The following is a 17934-nucleotide window of genomic DNA, read 5'->3' on the forward strand; positions in this document are numbered from 1 at the left end:
TCAGCAGCAGCCCTGCCAGGCGCGGCGCCGCGGCGCATCCGGGTCGTCGGCGATGACGTCACGCCGGGACCCGACGATGCGGGTCGGGCGCCGTCGGGTGTCGTAGCGCGGCCAGTCCTCCGCCCACGTCGTCGAGTCGTCACCGACGGCGAACTGCAACCAGGTCCGCTGCAGCCTGCGCCCCACGGCTGGTGTCCGCCACCTGCCGGCGGGATGCAGGCGCCGACCCAGATGCGAGCCGTAGGTGTGCAGGATGTGCACGATCTCGCTGCCGTGCACCGCGCCCAGCCCGGCCACCCGCAGCGTCACCGGCGTGTGGTCGAAGCGGTAGACATACGTCGGGGCCAGGTCGCTGTAGGCGTCGGCGAAGGCCCAGGTCGGTGCGATGAACATCGCGTCGGCGCCGAAGGCCTCCAGTGCGCGCCGGCCCGGATAGCGCGGGTAGGCCGCCAGCATCCGATCCCTGGTCTCCGGCACGAATCGACTGACGTAGCGCTGCACGGTGTCCGGTGTCGTCGGCAGCATCGGCGGCTTGTCCCGGACGAACAGCGCCGCCTCGCGCCGATTGGTGCCGACGATCAGCGGGACGCGCGCGATGGCGGACGACCGGGCCGCCTCGATCGGATGCCGCGGCAGCAGGTCCACCCCGTACGTCAGTCCGTGTGCGAGCGTCGGCGACGACGTGACACTGTCGAGCTGCAATTGCCCTGCGGCGCGCCGCAATTGGCGAGCAGGCAGTTCTTTCAACTCCGCCGCGGTCACCCCGAGCCGAGCCAGGAAGCGCTGCGCCTGCTCGGCCCGGGTGGCACGATCGGCGATCAGCGGCAGCGCCGGACTCTGCGCGATCGCCCGCGCGAACAGGCCGTCGGCGGCCGGGCTGGCGAGCATCGCCAATACCGAAGTGGCACCGGCGGATTCACCGAACACCGTCACCCGGTCGGGATCCCCGCCGAACGCCGCGATGTTGTCGCGCACCCAGGTCAATGCTGCGATCTGGTCGCGCAGGCACAGGTTGTCGTCGAACCCCGCGCCGAGGTCGCCGAGCTCGAAACCGCCGAAGACGCCGACCCGGTAGGTGACATTGACGACGACCACGTCGCCGTTGGCGGCCAGCCGCGATCCGTCGTAGAGCTGTAGTTGCCCGGCGCCGTTGAGGAATGCCCCGCCCGGTATCCACACCAGCACCGGCAGCGATCCGGAGCTGTCGGGCGACCACACCGTCACGGTGAGGCAGGCCTCGTCGCGAATCTTCGGATCGTTGCGATCGCCCGCGGCAATCGACCGGCTCTGCGGCGGCAGCGGACCGTGCTCGAGGGCCTCGCGGACACCGGTCCACGGCGACAGCGGAGCCGGCGCCGTGAAGCGACGCTCACCGACCGGCTGCTCGGCGTAGGGCACGCCGCGCCACACTGCGACGCCGCCTTCCACGCGGCCGCGAAGCTCGCCGAACGTCGTGCGCGCGAGGGCGGGAACTTCGGCAACCGCGGGCACGCCTGAATCGTAGTGTGCAAAGCTGATCTTGCCGGGCTGAGAATTCGCCGGCGCCGCCTCGAACCGCAAACGGAGAAGCGATGACCTTCAACGAGGGTATGCAGATCGACACCAGCACAACGGCGTCGTCGGGTGGCGGTGGCGGGCGGGGCATTGCGATCGGCGGCGGACTCGGCGGGTTGCTGTTCCTGGTGGTCGCCCTGCTCCTCGGTGTCGACCCCGGAAAAGTGGTCAACCAGATTCCGGCACCGAACGCCAGCCAGGACGTCGCGCCCGGCTTCGATCTGGGCAAGTGCCGCACCGGGGCCGACGCCAACCAGTACGTGCAGTGCCGGGTGGTCGCCACCGGCAACTCAGTCGACGCGGTGTGGAAGCAGCTGATGCACGGCTACACCCGCCCGCGGGTCCGGCTGTTCAGCGGCCAGGTCGACACCGGATGCGGCGCAGCCAGCACCGAGGTGGGGCCGTTCTACTGCCCGGTGGACAAGACCGCGTACTTCGACACCGGCTTCTTCGATGTGTTGCGCACCCAATTCGGTTCCAGCGGTGGACCTTTGGCACAGGAATACGTGGTGGCCCACGAGTTCGGCCATCACGTTCAAGACCTGCAGGGTTCACTCGGGCGAGCTCAGCAGGGCGCCCAGGGCGCCGGCGGCAACGGAGTGCGGACCGAGTTGCAGGCCGACTGCTACGCCGGAGTATGGGCCCACTACGCCTCCACGACCAAACAAGAGGGCACCGGAGTTCCGTTCCTGGAACCGTTGAGCGACAAGGACATCGCCGACGCGCTCTCGGCCGCATCGTCGGTCGGAGACGATCGCATCCAGAAGTCGTCCACCGGCCGCGTCAACCCGGAATCCTGGACTCACGGCTCCTCGGAGCAGCGCCAGCACTGGTTCACCGTCGGCTACCAGAGCGGTGACGCCAACCAGTGCGACACCTTCCGCGCACCCGACTTGAACTAGCTCAGAACAGCGTCGGTTGCACCGGCTCCGCTGACGGCCGGGACGGCGCGGCCGCCATCCGTCTGGGCTCGCCGGCCAGCCCGTGTCTGGCGAGCAACGGGGCCGCTTTCGCCCGCAGTTCGTCCCGGTACGACTGCGGCAAATACGCTCCGCGGCTGTACAACTCGCGATACCGGGCGACCAGTTGAGGGTGAGCCTGCGCCAACCACGACATGAACCAGTCGCGGGTCGACCCGCGCAGATGCAAACCGAACACCGTGGCGCTGCCGGCCCCGGCCGCCGCGATCTGACGCAGCAGTCCGTCGAGATGCTCGGCGGAATCCGTGAGAAAGGGCAGGACGGGGGCCACCAGGACGTGGCAGTCCAATCCGGCCTCGCGGATCGCGGCGATCAAGCCGAGCCGCGCCTGGGGGCTCGGCGTGCCGGGCTCCACCTGCCGGTGCAACTCGGCGTCGCCGACGGCCAGGGATACCGAGACGCTCACCGGAACCTGCTGCGCAACGTCGACGATCAGCGGCAGATCCCGGCGGAGCAGTGTTCCCTTGGTCAGAATCGACAGTGGCGTGCCCGACTCCCCCAGTGCAGCGATGATGCCGGGCATCAGCGCGTAGCGTCCCTCAGCGCGCTGATAGGGGTCGGTGTTGGTACCCAAGGCCACCGTCTCACGGCACCAGGACCGTCGGCTCAACTCTCGGCGCAGGACCTCGACGACGTTGGTCTTGACGACGACCTGGTTGTCGAAATCATTGCCGTAGTTGAGATCCAGATACTCGTGCGTGGGCCGGGCGAAGCAGTACCGGCACGCGTGCGAGCAACCGCGGTAGCCGTTGACGGTGTAGTGGAACGGTAGCGCGGTGGAGTTCGGAACTCGGTTCAGCGCCGACTTGCACAGCACCTCGTGAAAGGTGATCCCGTCGAACTGAGGCGTGCGCACACTGCGGACGAATCCGATGCGCTCCAACCCGGGCAGCGCCCCGTCGTCCACCTGGATGCTCTGCCCGTCCCACCTCATACTGCATTCGAACGCGTGTTCGACTCATTGTCAAGCCTGTCAAGGGACTGAGAAACGGGGCGCACACGGCTGCTACACAGCCGAAACACCTGCGGCAACGGGCTTGTCATTTAAGCTGGCTCACCGTGACGTCTGATACTGACGGCCCGAAAGACAACAAAAATCTGAAGTGGGCCATGGGTGGGGTGGCCGCGGTTGCCGTGCTGGCAACGATCGTCGCGGCTGTATTGCTGTTCGGGGACGGGGGTTCCGGGGGGCCGAAGGGCGGGTCCGACACCGGAACGGGTCAAGAGACCGCGGCGGTAGCCAGCGCGAAAGACACTGGGCCGGTGGCGGTCATCACCGATGACCCGACCTGCACGGCGTGGGCGTCGATCAACAACGACTTGGCGAACAGCGGCCAGGGGTTGTGGAACGACCGTGACCGTTCGGTGCCCGCCTCGGCGTGGACGCCGAAGCAGCGGGCGCAGTACGTTGCCGCGGCGCAGTCGATGCGCAGCGCCGCCGCGCAGACGGTCGGCCTGGTCAAGTTGACGCCGCACCGCGTCGTGCGCGAGCTCTATCAGCAATTCATCGCATACGCGCGGGCCTACTCCGAGCGGATCCCGAAATACACCCCGGCAGACAACAATCTGGCCGGCGCGGCGAACAGCGCCTCCTCGGCACTGGGAGCGATTTGTGCGGCCATCATCGACGGTCCGGCCGCTGCTCGGGGCCCCCTGGTGACGCCGTCGGCGCCACCTTCGGACATCGCCCCGGTGGGCAATCTGGCGAGCCCGCAGCCGTTCCTGACGTCTGACAACAACGTGTGCCCGGAGTGGAAGTCAGCGCTGGACCAATTCGGCCAGCAGACGGCGCAGTGGCAGCAGCTCGATCCCAACGTTCCGTCGATCTACTGGAACAAGGAGCAGAAGGCGGTCAACTACGCGGTCGGGCCGGTGATGAACGCGTTCGCGGGCAAGCTGGAACAGCTTGGCAAACAAAGCGACAACGCCATCTGGCAGGACTTGGCCAATCTCTCGGCGCAGTATCGTCGCGCGTTCGTCACCGCGTTGCCGACCTACTCGCCGACCGACAACCACCTGGCCAACGCGGCCAACTTCGCCTCGACGACCATCCTCGGTGGCTGCGCGGCAGTTGCGGAGTAGGCGCCCACCCTTCCGCCGCAGGTAGCGGTGGCGCCGAATCATGAACGGCTGCAACGCTTTCGCGGCACAAAAAAACACACCGGGCATCTCGAATGCCCGGTGTGTCCTTTGATTCCGAAGAGGGTGAAGCGTCAGGCCCAGCTGCCGCCGACGGCGGCGTCAGTGCTCGACATGTTGTTGCCGGCTGTCTGCACCTTCTGGCCGTGGCTGTTGGCCTGCTCGTAGATCACCTGGAAGTTGCGTCCCAACGAGGTGATGAACTCCTGGCAGGCCACCGAACCCGAGCCGCCCCAGAAGTCACCGGCAGCCAGCACATCGCGAACGATGGCCTGGTGCTCGGCCTCCAGAGAAGCGGCCTGGGCGCGGATCAGCGCGCCGTGGGCATCGACATCACCGAACTGGTAATTGATCGACATAATTGTTCTCCCAAACCTTTTCGAGTGATGTCCGGCTAGCTGGACAGGATCTGCTGAGAGGCCTGCTCTTGGCTCTCGTAGTTGTTGGCGTCGCGGATCAGACCGTCGCGCACCCCGTGCAACATGTTGACGATGTTGCGGAAGGCCGTGTTCATCTGGCCCATGGTGTCGTACGAGGTGGCCTGAGCCATACCGCTCCAGCTCGCACCGGCGATGTTCTGGCTCGACGCCCACATCTTGCGGGCCTCGTCCTCAACAGTCTGCGCGTGCACGTCGAAACGGCCCGCCATTGCCCGCATCTCGTGCGGGTCAGTCATAAAACGCGTAGGCATGTCTTTCTCCTTATCTCATTGTCATGTCTGGGTTAATGCGTCCTGCAGCAAAGGCATCCCCCACTTCTCATCCGCCAGCCGGCGTGCGAGTCTCCACTTTCACCGATTGCGTCTTGGCCGCTTGCGTGGCCATGCCGCGCCCGTTGAGCGAGCCCATCAGGGCCTGGGTGTACGGGCTGGTGGGCATTCCCGCGGACGACGCCACGGGTGCCGCGACGCTGTTGGCCGGCAGGATCGGAGCGGCGCGCACCATTTCCGGGGCGTTTTGCGCCCAGCCGTTCGGAACGGACAATCCCCCCAGTTTGCCCGCGCCCGCCAGTTGAGCGGTGATCTGCGATCCGAACCCGCGCATCTGGCCGGAGATGCTGCCCAGCAGGGCCTTGATCTTGCCGTCCATCACGGCCTGCACATCGGCCAGCAGCGCCTGCTGACCCGCTTGCATCGCCTGGCTGGCACCCATCGAGTTGGCAAGGCTGATCAGCATTTTGGCGGGCATGCTCGCGAACGTGGTCAGGTAATACACGCCCTGGATCGGCAGCAACGCGCCGGCGGTCGACGAGACGGCGGCCTCGGGCGCGGTCGCCGCTGCGGTTGCGCCCGCGGACTGCGCGCCCGCCGGTGCGGCCACGGCCGACGCACTCAATCCGTTGGTGGACGTGGAGTTGCTGGTCAGCGACGGGGCCAGGTTCTGCAGCATGCTGGCCAGCTGAGTGCCGGAGTTCGTGGCCGAGTTCGTCGCCGCTTGCGTGGCGGCGGCCGCGTTGGCCGACGTCCCACCGTCACTGGTCGACGGGGCCGGCGTCTGCTGGGGCAACACGACGGCCTGCTGCGACGTCGTCGCGTAGGTGTCCATCGTCAGGCCGTCCTGGAACCACATCTCCATGTAGTGCGCTTCGGTGGCCATGATCGCCGGCGTGTTCTGGCCGAGGAAGTTGGTGGCGACCAACGCGGCCAGCAACGCCCGGTTGGCCGCGATCACCGCAGGAGGAACCGTGGACGCGAACGCGCTTTCGTAGGCCGCGGCGGCGAATCGGGCCTGCGCCGAAGTCTGTGCAGCTTGACCCGCGGTGCCCGCCAACCAGTCCACATACGGCGCGGTGGCTGCCGCCATCCGCGCGGACGTCGGACCGAGCCACGTCGTGCCGGTCAGCTGAGCCAACACCGTCTGGTATGCGGCGGCGGTCGCCTCGAGATCGGCGGCCAATTCGTCCCACGCCGAGGCCGCAGCCATCAACGGTCCAGAACCCGCCCCGCTGTACATCCACGCGGAGTTCAGCTCCGGTGGAAACATCATGAAACTCATCGACCCAGGCCCCCCTTAGCCGGCAGCAGATGCATTCGCCGCCTCGGTCAGCGCGTACGCCCCCGCCCCGGAACGTAACGCGGCAACTACTTGTTCGTGCACCAACGCCGCTTGTGCGGCAATCTGCTGATAGGCGGCGCCGTGCTGGCCGAACTGCGCCGCAGTCATCGCCGAAACAATATCCGAAGCGGCCGGTGACAGACCGGTAGTCGGCGTCGCCGCGGCGGCGTTTCGTGCCGTCATCGCGTCCCCAAGGCCCGCCAAGCTTCCCGCGGCGCCGGCCAGATCTTCCGGTTGCGCAGTTACAAACGACACCGAACCCCTCCTTATGACAGGCGCCAGACCCCGGGTCTTCCCGCTGAGTTAATGCGATTAACTAATCGCGAACAGGGCGTTTTCGAGGTCTGACAGTTGCGCAATCTTAAATCACAAATGCGCATCTTGTGCTGAGAAAATCCAAAGAGACATTGCGCCGGCGACAATTTTTCAGCTGCTCTTAGCGCCAGTTCCCCGGCATGCCGACGACACAGTAAAGCGCTCGCGACACGAGGCGACTATTGGACGCTGGTCAATAGCTACCGCGTCGCGAACAGACCCGCGCAGCGCCGCCACGGCTGCCGCCGGTGGTGAATCACCGATTCCGATGCCGCCCGGCAAAGGGTCGCACCCGCCGCCAGCTAACCCGCGGCCGCCGGGTGACGGTCGTAAATCCCTTGCGCTCTTGACAATTCGGACCGACAGGACATGACCCGCGCCCGGCCCGACTTCCCCGCGCAGCGTTTGCACTGCCGCGCTCCGCGCCCACCACATGAGCCGACATCGCACCCGGCCCGCGATGCCGACTACACCCACCACCGCTGCGGCGCTCCGCCGGATGGCGCCGTTCCGAGAAAGGTTTGTCGACAATTGTGCGACCGCGTTGATTGCGAACAGATCGAGCCGTTATTGGCCGCCCGCGCCGCACCAAGATCAGAATCTCAGGTACATCACCAAAGCTGAGGAACTGCTGAAAAAAGACGTGCGAAGCGCCCACCCTTTCCCGATCAGAGCGCCGGAGTGAGCCGGCGCCGTCGCCGGCGCGGTGTCCACACCGCCCGGAGGGCAGCGATCCGGTCCTGCGGGACGCGGACTCTACCGGCCGAATTCCTAGGAGTTAGCCGATCGCCGTTCACCGGGACTGCCCGCGGTAGCGGTAGGAAAGAAGCATGGTCGACGAAGCGCAACCAGAGCGCAGCGAGCAATCCACGTCAGGATTCAGCCGCCGGACCCTGCTGACGACCGGCGCGGCGGCCACCGTCGTCGGCGCGGGTCTCGGCGCCGGTGCCGTGACACTGTTCGGGTCGGCCGGTCACGGGCCCAGTCTGTGGACGAGGCCCGATCGAAGTGGGGCCCAGCCGGTGGGCGGCCTGCACCTGCAGTTCGGCCGGGACGCGTCGTCGGAGGTCGTCGTGTCATGGCACACCACCGATCCGGTCAGCAATCCGCGCGTGATGGCGGGCACGACGACCGGTGGCTTCGGCCGCACCGTGCCGGCCGAGACCCGCACCTACCGGGATGCGAAATCGAGCACCGAAGTCCGGGTCCACCACGCCCGGCTGGCCAATCTCGCACCCGATACCGACTACGTCTACGCAGCGGTGCACGACGGCACCAATCCCGAGCTGGGCACCGTGCGCACCGCTCCGTCCGGCCGACACCCATTGTCCTTCACCAGCTTCGGTGACCAGGCGACGCCCACGCTGGGCCGGCTGAACAAGAAGAATTACATCAGCGACAATCTGGGATCACCGGCGGCCGGCGACATCACCACCGCGATCGAGAAACTGGGTCCATTGTTCAACTTGGTCAACGGCGACCTGTGCTACGCCAACTTGGCCCATGACCGTATCCGCACCTGGTCGGACTGGTTCGACAACAACACCCGCTCCGCGCGCTACCGGCCGTGGATGCCCGCCGCGGGCAACCACGAAAACGAATTAGGCAACGGCCCAATCGGTTTCGCGGCTTATCAAACTTACTTCGCCCTGCCCGACGCCGGATCCGACGGCGAACTCCGGGGCCTCTGGTACTCCTTCACGGCCGGCTCGGTCCGCATCATCAGCCTCAACAATGACGACATCTGCTTTCAGGACGGCGGTAACTCCTACGTTCACGGGTACTCGGGGGGCGCGCAAAAGCGCTGGCTGGAAAAGGAACTCGCGAGCGCGCGCGCCGACAAGCGGGTCGACTGGGTGATCGTCTGCATGCATCAGACCGCGGTCTCCACGGCCGACCACACCAACGGTGCCGACTTGGGCATTCGCCAGGAATGGCTGCCGCTGTTCGATCGCTATCAGGTCGACCTGGTGGTGTGCGGTCACGAGCACCACTACGAGCGCTCCCATCCCCTGCGCGGCACGCAGGACACCGAGACCAGGACGCCGATCCCGGTGGCCGGCCACAGCGACGTGATCGACACGACCAAAGGAACCGTGCACGTGGTCATCGGTGGCGGCGGCACGTCCTCGCCGTCGAACGGCTTGTTCTTTCCGCAGCCGCGATGCCGCGTCGTGACCGGTCTGAGCACCGATCGCGACTCGATCGGACGTCGGAGACCCAGTTATGTGGCGGAAGACGCGCCGTGGTCGGCCTTCCGGGACGGCGACAATCCCTACGGTTTCGTCGCATTCGACGTCGATCCGGGGCCACCTGGCGGCAACACCACGATCAAGGCAACCCACTACGCCGTCCGCGGCCCCTACGGCGCGGTGAGCACGGTGGAGCAATTCACCCTGACCCGGCCCCGCGGCGGCTGAGCATCTCGCGTTCTTGCCGCGCCGACCTGCTGGTAATGTCATTACCGCTTTCTGCTAATGAAACTCTCGGAGGCGTCATATGACGGAATCGGTGACGGAATTCGCCGAGCGGGCACGGACGTGGCTGGCTGCCAACATGCCGCCGATCGCCGACCCGGCCCGTCCGCCGTACGCCGACCGGGGTGAGGCGGACTCCTGGCAGCACGTCCGCCGGTTGCAGCGCACACTGCACGACGGCGGCTTCGCCGGGATCTGTTTTCCGACCGAGTACGGCGGTCTCGGCCTGGACATCGCGTATCAGAAGGTGTTCGACGCAGAGAGCGCCGCCTACGAGATGCCGCTGATCCTCAACGTGCCGACGTTCACGATCTGCTGCGCGACGATCCTCGACACCGGCAGCGAAGAGCAGAAGCGCCAACATATTTCGGCGGCGCTACGCGGTGACGAGGTGCTGGTTCAACTGCTCTCGGAGCCCAGCGGCGGCTCCGACCTGGCCGGAGTGATCACCCGGGCCGAGCGGCGCGGCGACAAGTGGATCGTCAACGGGGCCAAGACCTGGAGCACCGGAGCCTTCGCCGCGGACTACGGGCTGTTGCTGGCCCGGACCAACTGGAACGTGCCCAAGCACGAGGGACTGACGATGTTCCTGGTGCGCCTGGACAGCCCCGGCATCACGCTGCGCCGGATCACCCAGGTCAACGGCTCCACCGAATTCTGCGAGGAGTTTTTCGACGACCTCGAACTCAGCGACGCTGACGTGGTCGGCGAGGTCGACAAGGGCTGGGAGGTGGCCTCGCGTCAGCTGTATCACGAGCGACGCGCGGTCGGCGGCGGCTCGGAATTCGCCAGCGGCAGCGGCGCGGAGAACGACCAGGAGCAGGCACCGGACTACCACGCGATGCTTCGCGCGGCGGGATTGTCGGACAATGAGCGGGCCCGCGAGGCAGCCGGCCGGGCGCTCACGCGTCGCGCCGTCTGGGAGCAGCTGATCGACCACGTCTATCACCGCGTGCTGGACGGCTCGTTACCGCCGACCGGTGGCACGCTCATTCGACTGTTCCAGGCCGAGGAAGTGTCCCTCGAGATCGACACCGCGCTTTCGATCGCCGGTGACGCCGGCGTCGTCGACGGGCCGGCCGGGCTGCTGTCCATCGGCGAGCGCTACCTGTCCCGGCAGACCGCCGCACTCGGCGGCGGCACCACGGAGATGGCGCGCAATGTTATCGGCGAACGGATCCTGAACTTCCCGCGGGAGTTCGCCGCCGACCGCGGTGTGCCGTTCAATCAGGTCAAGCACGGCCGAACCTGACCCAGCGGCTGCCGCGAGATCGACGGCAGCGTGCTGGCCTCTCGCAACGTCTCGCGCCCGCGTCGATCTCGGCGTAGCGGATTAGCTGCTCAGTCGCGAAAGCACTTCGGCGACAACAGCATCGGCCGCCACATCGACCTGATCGCCGGTCGTCAGGTCCTTGAGCCCGATCGTGCCGGCCTCGATGTCCCGGTCGCCGGCCACCAGCGCCAACCGCGCGCCCGACCGGTCGGCCGCCCGCATCGCGCCCTTGAGCCCGCGATCACCGTAGGCCAGATCGACCCGCACCCCCGCCGCACGCAATTGCCCGGCCAGCACCGCCAGCCGCAGCTTGGCCTGCTCGCCCAGCGGGGCGCCGAACACATCGCAGCGGGCCGTGGGCCCGACCTGCTTGCCCTCGGCGTGGAGCGCCAACATCGTTCGATCGACGCCGAGGCCGAATCCGATGCCGGACAGGTCCTGTCCGCCGAGCTGACGCATCAGGCCGTCGTAGCGACCGCCTCCGCCGATGCCGGACTGGGCGCCGAGTCCGTCGTGAACGAACTCGAACGTGGTCTTGGTGTAGTAGTCCAGCCCGCGCACCATCCGCGGGTTGATCACATACGGCACGCCGAGCCCGTCGAGGTGGGCCAGCACGGTGTCGAAGTGCTGCTTGGCCTGATCGGAGAGGTGGTCGAGCATCACCGGGGCCCCGGCCGTCATCGCCTGGATTTCGGGACGCTTGTCGTCGAGCACCCGCAACGGATTGATCTCGGCGCGCTTACGTGTCTCCTGATCGAGGTCGAGGTGAAACAAGAAGTCCTGCAACAGTTCCCGGTACTGAGGCCGACAGGTGTCGTCACCGAGCGACGTGATCTCCAAACGGAAACCGTCGAGGCCCAGCGATCGGAATCCGGCGTCGGCGACCGCGATCACCTCGGCATCCAGGGCCGGGTCGTCGACGCCGATCGCTTCCACACCGACCTGCTGCAACTGACGGTAGCGTCCCGCCTGCGGGCGTTCGTAGCGGAAGAACGGGCCCGCGTAGCAGAGCTTGACCGGTAGCCCGCCCCGGTCCAACCCGTGCTCGATCACCGCGCGCACCACCCCCGCGGTGCCCTCCGGACGCAGTGTCACCGACCGCTCGCCGCGGTCGGCAAAGGTGTACATCTCCTTGGACACCACGTCGGTCGACTCGCCCACTCCGCGGGCGAACAGCGCGGTGTCCTCGAAGATCGGCAGCTCGATGTCGCTGTATCCGGCCGTGCGGGCGGCGTCGAGCAGCGCCGCGCGGACGGCGACGAACCGGGCTGAGTCCGGAGGGTAGTAGTCAGGTACGCCTTTCGGCGCGGAGAACTCGGTCACGGGCTGAGCCCCTCGATGTACGGGTTGAGCCGCCGCTCCTCGCCGATGGTGGTCGAATTCCCGTGACCCGGCAGCACCACGGTGGCGTCGTCGAGGACCAACAGCTTGTCGACGATCGAGCGCAACAGATCCCGCCCGCTGCCACCGAAGAGGTCGGTGCGCCCGACCGATCGCTGGAACAGTGTGTCGCCGGTGAACGCCAGCTCCTTGTCGCCGCTCACCCGAAAGACGACCGATCCCCGGGTGTGACCCGGCGTGTGGTCGACGGTGACGCCGATCCCGGCCAGGTCGATCTTGTCGCCGTCGCGATCCAGCTCGATCACCTGCTTGGGCTCCCGGAAGATGGCGGCGAGCAGCAACTGACCGATCTTCGGCCCGAAATCCTTGATCGGGTCGGTCAGCATGAAGCGGTCTTCGGGATGGATGTAGGTGGGGCAACCGAAGGTGTCGGACACCTTCTGGGCCGACCAGATGTGGTCGATGTGGCCGTGGGTGAGCAGCACCGCTGCCGGCGTCAGCCGATTCGTGTCCAGGATGCGCCGCAACTGACCCATGGCGCGCTGGCCGGGATCGACGACGATGGCGTCGGCTCCGGGGTGCGGCGCGAGCACGTAGCAGTTGCATTGCAGCAACCCGGCGGGAAATCCGGTGATCAACACGATGTCCAGTTTCCCATCTCGCCGACCGCGGACGGGTCGCGCCACCCTTGTCGAGGGTGAACTGGCACACTCGGTCTGATCCAAGCCCGCGATCATGAAGGGACAGGCGGTGCCGAGTAACGAACAGCGACGTGCGACAGCCAAGCGCAAATTGGAGCGGCAACTCGAACGCCGCGCCCAGCAAGCCCGCCGTCGTCGGACTCTGGCGATCGCCGGAGGATCGGTCGCCGCAGTGGTAGTGGTCGCCGCGATCGTCGTCACCGTCGTCATGCGCAGCCACGACGACAAGAAGGCAACCGCCGCCGGCCAGACGTCGACCACCTCCGCTCCTGCCCCGACCGGACCGTCGTTACCGGCCTTCAAGCCGGCCGCCGATCTCGGCGCCAACTGTCAGTACCCGCCGGCCGAAGCGGCCGCCAAGCAGGTGAAGCCACCCCGGACGGGCAAGGTGCCCACCGATCCGGCAGAGGTCAGCGTCAGCATGGTCACCAACCAGGGACACATCGGTCTGCTGCTGGCTAACAACGAATCGCCCTGCACGGTCAACAGTTTCGCGAGCCTGGCGCAGCAGAAGTTCTTCGACGACACCAAGTGCCACCGCCTGACCACCTCGACGTCACTCGGGGTGCTGCAATGCGGCGACCCGAGCGCTGACGGCACGGGCGGGCCGGGTTACAAGTTCGCCAACGAGTATCCGACCGATCAATACCCACCGGGCGATCCGGCGCTGCAGCAGCCCGTCATCTACCCGCGGGGCACCATCGCGATGGCCAACAGCGGCCCCAACACCAACGGCAGCCAATTCTTCCTGGTGTACAAGGATTCTCAGCTCCCGCCGAACTACACGGTCTTCGGCAAGATCCAGCAGGACGGGCTTGCCACCCTGGACAAGATCGCCAAGGGCGGCGTCGCCGGGGGTGGCGAAGACGGCCCGCCCGCGACCGAGGTCACCGTCACATCGGTACTGCTGGACTGAGGATGATGAAAACAACCCGATTCACCGCCGCGCTGGGCATCCTCGCGCTGGCCGTCACCGTGACGTCATGCACCCACCACGACTCCGGGTCGCCGGCCGCGAGCTCGTCGGCCAGCAGTGCGCCGTCGGCAACCACCACCCTGCCACCCGTGGCACCGGTCACCGGGCCGAAGCTGCCGCCGTTCATTCCGTCGCCTGCCGTGGGCGCGAACTGTCAGTACCCGCGCACCAATGAACCAGCCGGCAAGCAAGCGGCTCCGCCTCCCAGCGGCAAGACATCGACCGAACCCGCCCAGATCGGACTGACCATCGTCACCGACCGCGGCCGGATCGGCCTGGAGCTCGCCAACAACGAATCACCTTGCACCGTAGCCAGTTTCGTCATGCTCGCGCAGCAGGCGTATTTCGACAACACCGAATGCCATCGGCTGACCACAGCGCGCGCGCTGTCGGTGTTGCAGTGCGGTGACCCCAAGGGTGACGGAACCGGCGCCCCGGGTTATCAATTCGCCAACGAATTCCCGACCGTTCAGTACCCGCCCGGCGAGCCGGCGCTGCAGCAGCCCGTGGTGTATCCCAGGGGCACACTGGCCATGGCCAACGCCGGACCCGGCACCAACGGCAGCCAGTTCTTCATGGTCTACCGCGACTCGCTGCTGCCGCCCAACTACACGGTGTTCGGCACGATCAGCGACGCCGGGCTGGCAGTGCTGGACAAGATCGCCTCGGGCGGCGTCGCCGGCGGTGGCGACGACGGCAAACCCACCAACGAGGTCACCATCACCTCAGCCCGCCGCAACTGATCTCTCGATGTAACTGCGCGCGGCAGCACGGATGGCGTCCTCGGTGGGAGCGGGATGCCAGCCGAGTTCGCGACTCGCCTTGGCGTGACTGGCCGGGGAGGTCAACTCCACCAGCCGTGCGCTTTGCAGGCTGATCGGAAAGTCTTTGCGCAGGACGGCTCCCGCCGCATCGGACAGCCGGGCGAACGCGTACATCGCCGCCATCGGCAGGCCGAGTCGCGGTGGGCGGGCGCCGACGGCCTGCGCGGCGACGGTCACCAGCTCGCGCTGGCTCATATAGCGCTCGGAGATGATGTAGCGCTGCCCGACGCGCCCGTGCTGCGCGGCCAGCAGCAGCCCGTCCGCCGCGTCGTCGATGCCGACCACTTCCGACCCGACACCACGCACATAGAAGGGCAGCTTGCCTTCCGCCGCGAATTTGACGAACATCCCTTGACGCGGTTGCCAATCGGGTGGGCCGTAGGGGTTCGACACATTGGTCACCACCGCCGGCAGTCCGTGATCGGCAACGTAGGACAGCACCAATTGTTCAGCGGCGCGGCGTGATTCGATGTAGCTGCCGGCCTGATCGGCCCAGTTGAACGGGGTGTCTTCGTCGACGGTTTCGCCGTTGTGGCCGACCGCGATGGTGCCGATGGTGCTCAGGAAGACGAACCGCTGCAGGTTCGCCCGGATCGCCACGTCGAGAACGTGGCGCAGTGCCTCGACATTGGTGCGGAAAAGCGGCGCGGGGTCACGCAGTTCCGCCCGCGTGTCGACGACGCAGTAGTAGACCACGTCGCGGTCCGCCATCGCTTCGGCGACCGCGACATCGTCGACCAGGTCGCCGTAGCGGCGTTCCACGTCGAACCCGTCGATTCCCTTGGTAGAACTGGACTTTCGCAGTAAGACCCGCACATCGGCGCCGCCGGCGCAGAGGTGGCGGGTCACGCAGGCACCGACGTTGCCGCTGGCCCCCATCACCAGCGCCCGCTGCCCGGCTACCGTCACCCGTCAGGCCGCTGACGTCACCCGGTAGACGTCGTAGACGCCTTCGACATTGCGCACCACATCGAGCAGGTGTCCCAGGTGCTTGGGGTCACCCATCTCGAAAGTGAAGCGGCTGATCGCCACCCGGTCACCGGCCGACGTGGTCACCGACGCCGACAGGATGTTCACCCGCTCGTCGGCCAGCACCCGCGTCACATCTGACAGCAACCGGTGCCGGTCGAGCGCTTCGACCTGGATGGCCACCAGGAACACCGACGACGGCGACGGCGCCCAACGCACCTCGATGATGCGCTCGGACTGCTGCTGCAACGAGGTGGCATTGGTGCAGTCGGTGCGGTGCACGCTGACTCCCCCACCGCGGGTGACGAAACCGAGGATCTCGTCGCCGGGCACCGGTGTGCAGCACTTGGCCAATTTGGTCAGCACGCCGGGCGCACCGGGGACCGCGACGCCGACGTCGTCGCTGCGGGGGCGGCGCGGAATGGTGGTGAGGGTGGAGCGCTCGGCCAGATCTTCCTCGGCCTGGTCGATTCCGCCGAGTTCGACCAGCAGACGTTGCACCACATGCTTGGCCGAGATGTGGCCCTCGCCCACCGCGGTGTAGAGCGCCGAGACGTCGGTGTAGTGCAGCTCATTGGCCACCGCGGCCATCGATCCGCCATTGACCAAGCGCTGCAAGGGAAGTCCACCGCGGCGCACTTCCCGGGTGATCGCGTCCTTACCGGTCTCGAGCGCCTCTTCCCGGCGCTCCTTGGCGAACCACTGCCGGATCTTGGTCTTGGCACGCGGTGACACCACGAACTGCTGCCAGTCACGCGACGGCCCGGCGTTGGCCGCTTTCGACGTGAAGACCTCGACGACTTCGCCGTTCTCCAGCTGCCGTTCCAGTGCCACCAGCCGACCGTTGACCCGGGCGCCGATGCAGCGGTGGCCCACCTCGGTGTGGACGGCGTAGGCGAAGTCCACCGGAGTCGATCCGGTGGGCAAGGTGATCACGTCACCCTTCGGGGTGAACACGAAGATCTCTTGCACCGCAAGGTCGTAGCGCAGCGACTCGAGGAACTCACCGGGGTCGGCGGCTTCCCGCTGCCAGTCGAGCAACTGACGCATCCAGGCCATGTCGTCGATTTCGGCGGCGGCCTGCAGATGCGGAACCCCGTTGCGGCCCTTGGTCTCTTTGTAGCGCCAGTGTGCGGCGATGCCGTACTCCGCGGTGCGGTGCATGTCCCGGGTCCGGATCTGCACCTCCAGCGGCTTGCCCTCGGGTCCGACGACCGTGGTGTGCAGTGACTGGTACACCCCGTATCGCGGTTGGGCGATGTAGTCCTTGAACCGGCCGGCCATCGGCTGCCACAGCGAATGCACCACGCCCACAGCGGCATAGCAGTCCCGGATCTCGTCACACAGGATGCGGATGCCGACCAGGTCGTGGATGTCGTCGAAGTCCCGGCCCTTGACGATCATCTTCTGGTAGATCGACCAGTAGTGCTTGGGCCGGCCCTCCACCACCGCACCGATCTTCGACCCGGTGAGCGTGGCGATGATCTCGGCACGCACCTTGGCCAGATAGGTGTCGCGCGACGGCGCCCGGCCGGCGACCAGTCGCACGATCTCCTCGTACTTCTTGGGGTGCAGGATCGCGAAGGACAGGTCCTCCAGCTCCCACTTGACCGTCGCCATCCCAAGCCGATGCGCAAGGGGCGCAATGACTTCCAGCGTCTCACGAGCCTTGCGCGCCTGCTTCTCCGGCGGCAGGAAACGCATGGTCCGCATGTTGTGCAGCCGGTCGGCCACCTTGATCACCAACACCCGTGGGTCGCGGGCCATCGCGGTGATCATCTTCCGGATCGTCTCGCCCTCGGCGGCACTGCCCAGCACCACCCGGTCCAGCTTGGTCACCCCGTCGACGAGGTGACCGACCTCGTCGCCGAAGTCGCCTGTCAACGCTTCGAGGGTGTAGCCGGTGTCTTCGACCGTGTCGTGCAGCAGGGCCGCCACCAGCGTGGTGGTGTCCATGCCCAGCTCCGCCAGGATGTTGGCCACCGCCAGCGGGTGGGTGATGTAGGGGTCGCCGGAATGCCGCAGCTGGTCGGCGTGGCGCTGCTCGGCCACTTCGTAGGCCCGTTGCAACAGCGACAGGTCGGCTTTCGGGTAGACCTCGCGGTGCACCGCCACCAGCGGTTCCAGCACCGGGCTCAGCGTGCTGCGTTGGGCGGTCATGCGACGCGCCAGCCGGGCGCGGACCCGGCGCGAGGCGCTGCTGGGTGTTTTGAGGCCGATCGTCTGCTCGGTCGGGCGCGGGAGGTCGGCGAGCTGCAGCGGCTCAGTAGGCGGCTGTATCGCCGTCACCTTGTCCTCCGCCACGCCCCTCACCTCCGAAGCTCAGGATAA

General features: G+C 67.0%; 16 protein-coding genes. 6 read left to right on the plus strand and 10 right to left on the minus strand.

All coding sequences use genetic code 11. From position 1 onward, the window contains the following. Positions 1-1491: a carboxylesterase/lipase family protein gene (locus tag ACZYW1_RS01685; protein ID WP_463782730.1), complete on the minus strand. Its 1491-nt coding sequence runs from the start codon at positions 1489-1491 to the stop codon at positions 1-3. Positions 1492-1571: 80 nt separating this feature from the next. Here ACZYW1_RS01685 and ypfJ point away from each other — a divergent pair, with 80 nt between their 5' ends. Then, complete coding sequence (gene ypfJ, locus ACZYW1_RS01690) at positions 1572-2456, plus strand: KPN_02809 family neutral zinc metallopeptidase (RefSeq protein ID WP_463782731.1); 885 nt, start codon at positions 1572-1574, stop codon at positions 2454-2456. Position 2457: 1 nt separating this feature from the next. On the opposite strand, the gene ACZYW1_RS01695 is transcribed toward ypfJ, so the two are convergent. Then, positions 2458-3468, minus strand: a complete 1011-nt coding sequence (locus ACZYW1_RS01695) for an Rv2578c family radical SAM protein (RefSeq protein ID WP_463782733.1) — start codon at positions 3466-3468, stop codon at positions 2458-2460. Positions 3469-3593: 125 nt separating this feature from the next. On the opposite strand from ACZYW1_RS01695, the gene ACZYW1_RS01700 reads away from it, so the two are divergent. Further along, positions 3594-4616, plus strand: a complete 1023-nt coding sequence (locus ACZYW1_RS01700; protein WP_463782734.1) for a hypothetical protein — start codon at positions 3594-3596, stop codon at positions 4614-4616. Between the two features lie 131 nt (positions 4617-4747). Here ACZYW1_RS01700 and ACZYW1_RS01705 read toward each other — a convergent pair whose 3' ends face one another. The 4 genes from ACZYW1_RS01705 to ACZYW1_RS01720 all read right to left on the minus strand — a co-directional run bounded on the left by ACZYW1_RS01705 (position 4748) and on the right by ACZYW1_RS01720 (position 6982). Next, a complete protein-coding gene (locus ACZYW1_RS01705; RefSeq protein WP_463782736.1) occupies positions 4748-5032 on the minus strand; it encodes a WXG100 family type VII secretion target in 285 nt (94 codons plus the stop codon). A gap of 35 nt (positions 5033-5067) precedes the next feature. Continuing rightward, complete coding sequence (locus tag ACZYW1_RS01710; protein WP_292990482.1) at positions 5068-5364, minus strand: WXG100 family type VII secretion target; 297 nt, start codon at positions 5362-5364, stop codon at positions 5068-5070. Between the two features lie 67 nt (positions 5365-5431). Continuing rightward, positions 5432-6667, minus strand: coding sequence for a PPE family protein (locus tag ACZYW1_RS01715; protein WP_463782739.1), 1236 nt, complete (start codon positions 6665-6667; stop codon positions 5432-5434). Between the two features lie 15 nt (positions 6668-6682). Next, positions 6683-6982 carry a PE family protein gene (locus tag ACZYW1_RS01720; protein WP_463782740.1) on the minus strand — a complete coding sequence of 100 codons (300 nt, stop codon included), beginning with the start codon at positions 6980-6982 and terminating at the stop codon, positions 6683-6685. Positions 6983-7872: 890 nt separating this feature from the next. Here ACZYW1_RS01720 and ACZYW1_RS01725 point away from each other — a divergent pair. Further along, positions 7873-9462 carry a purple acid phosphatase family protein gene (locus ACZYW1_RS01725; protein WP_463782742.1) on the plus strand — a complete coding sequence of 530 codons (1590 nt, stop codon included), beginning with the start codon at positions 7873-7875 and terminating at the stop codon, positions 9460-9462. A 79-nt stretch (positions 9463-9541) separates the two neighbouring features. After that, the gene (locus ACZYW1_RS01730) at positions 9542-10771 is read left to right on the plus strand and encodes an acyl-CoA dehydrogenase family protein (RefSeq protein ID WP_463782743.1); all 1230 of its coding nucleotides are present in this window, start codon (positions 9542-9544) and stop codon (positions 10769-10771) included. 81 nt (positions 10772-10852) lie between these two features. On the opposite strand, the gene hisS is transcribed toward ACZYW1_RS01730, so the two are convergent. Both hisS and ACZYW1_RS01740 read right to left on the minus strand, forming a co-directional pair. Next, the gene (hisS, locus tag ACZYW1_RS01735; RefSeq protein ID WP_463782747.1) at positions 10853-12115 is read right to left on the minus strand and encodes a histidine--tRNA ligase; all 1263 of its coding nucleotides are present in this window, start codon (positions 12113-12115) and stop codon (positions 10853-10855) included. Continuing rightward, a complete protein-coding gene (locus ACZYW1_RS01740) occupies positions 12112-12774 on the minus strand; it encodes an MBL fold metallo-hydrolase (RefSeq protein ID WP_463787639.1) in 663 nt (220 codons plus the stop codon). The genes hisS and ACZYW1_RS01740 overlap by 4 nt, the downstream gene beginning before the upstream one ends. 109 nt (positions 12775-12883) lie before the next feature. Here ACZYW1_RS01740 and ACZYW1_RS01745 point away from each other — a divergent pair, with 109 nt between their 5' ends. Then, positions 12884-13750, plus strand: a complete 867-nt coding sequence (locus ACZYW1_RS01745; protein WP_463782749.1) for a peptidylprolyl isomerase — start codon at positions 12884-12886, stop codon at positions 13748-13750. Between the two features lie 5 nt (positions 13751-13755). Next, the gene (locus ACZYW1_RS01750) at positions 13756-14553 is read left to right on the plus strand and encodes a peptidylprolyl isomerase (protein WP_463782751.1); all 798 of its coding nucleotides are present in this window, start codon (positions 13756-13758) and stop codon (positions 14551-14553) included. Here ACZYW1_RS01750 and ACZYW1_RS01755 read toward each other — a convergent pair. After that, a complete protein-coding gene (locus ACZYW1_RS01755) occupies positions 14536-15513 on the minus strand; it encodes an NAD-dependent epimerase/dehydratase family protein (protein WP_463787640.1) in 978 nt (325 codons plus the stop codon). The two genes, ACZYW1_RS01750 and ACZYW1_RS01755, sit on opposite strands and share 18 nt — an antisense overlap. A gap of 33 nt (positions 15514-15546) precedes the next feature. Beyond that, complete coding sequence (locus ACZYW1_RS01760) at positions 15547-17907, minus strand: RelA/SpoT family protein (protein ID WP_463782752.1); 2361 nt, start codon at positions 17905-17907, stop codon at positions 15547-15549. Positions 17908-17934 lie beyond the last annotated feature (27 nt).

It is taken from the genome of Mycobacterium sp. IDUB_36 (genome assembly GCF_055419225.1).

Coding starts and splice junctions, on each gene's coding strand:
- ypfJ (WP_463782731.1), top strand. CDS start 1,572: ATGACCTTCAACGAGGGTATGCAGATCGACACCAGCACAACGGCGTCG.
- ACZYW1_RS01695 (WP_463782733.1), bottom strand. CDS start 3,468: ATGAGGTGGGACGGGCAGAGCATCCAGGTGGACGACGGGGCGCTGCCC.
- ACZYW1_RS01705 (WP_463782736.1), bottom strand. CDS start 5,032: ATGTCGATCAATTACCAGTTCGGTGATGTCGATGCCCACGGCGCGCTG.
- ACZYW1_RS01710 (WP_292990482.1), bottom strand. CDS start 5,364: ATGCCTACGCGTTTTATGACTGACCCGCACGAGATGCGGGCAATGGCG.
- ACZYW1_RS01715 (WP_463782739.1), bottom strand. CDS start 6,667: ATGAGTTTCATGATGTTTCCACCGGAGCTGAACTCCGCGTGGATGTAC.
- ACZYW1_RS01725 (WP_463782742.1), top strand. CDS start 7,873: ATGGTCGACGAAGCGCAACCAGAGCGCAGCGAGCAATCCACGTCAGGA.
- ACZYW1_RS01730 (WP_463782743.1), top strand. CDS start 9,542: ATGACGGAATCGGTGACGGAATTCGCCGAGCGGGCACGGACGTGGCTG.
- ACZYW1_RS01750 (WP_463782751.1), top strand. CDS start 13,756: ATGAAAACAACCCGATTCACCGCCGCGCTGGGCATCCTCGCGCTGGCC.
- ACZYW1_RS01755 (WP_463787640.1), bottom strand. CDS start 15,513: ATGGGGGCCAGCGGCAACGTCGGTGCCTGCGTGACCCGCCACCTCTGC.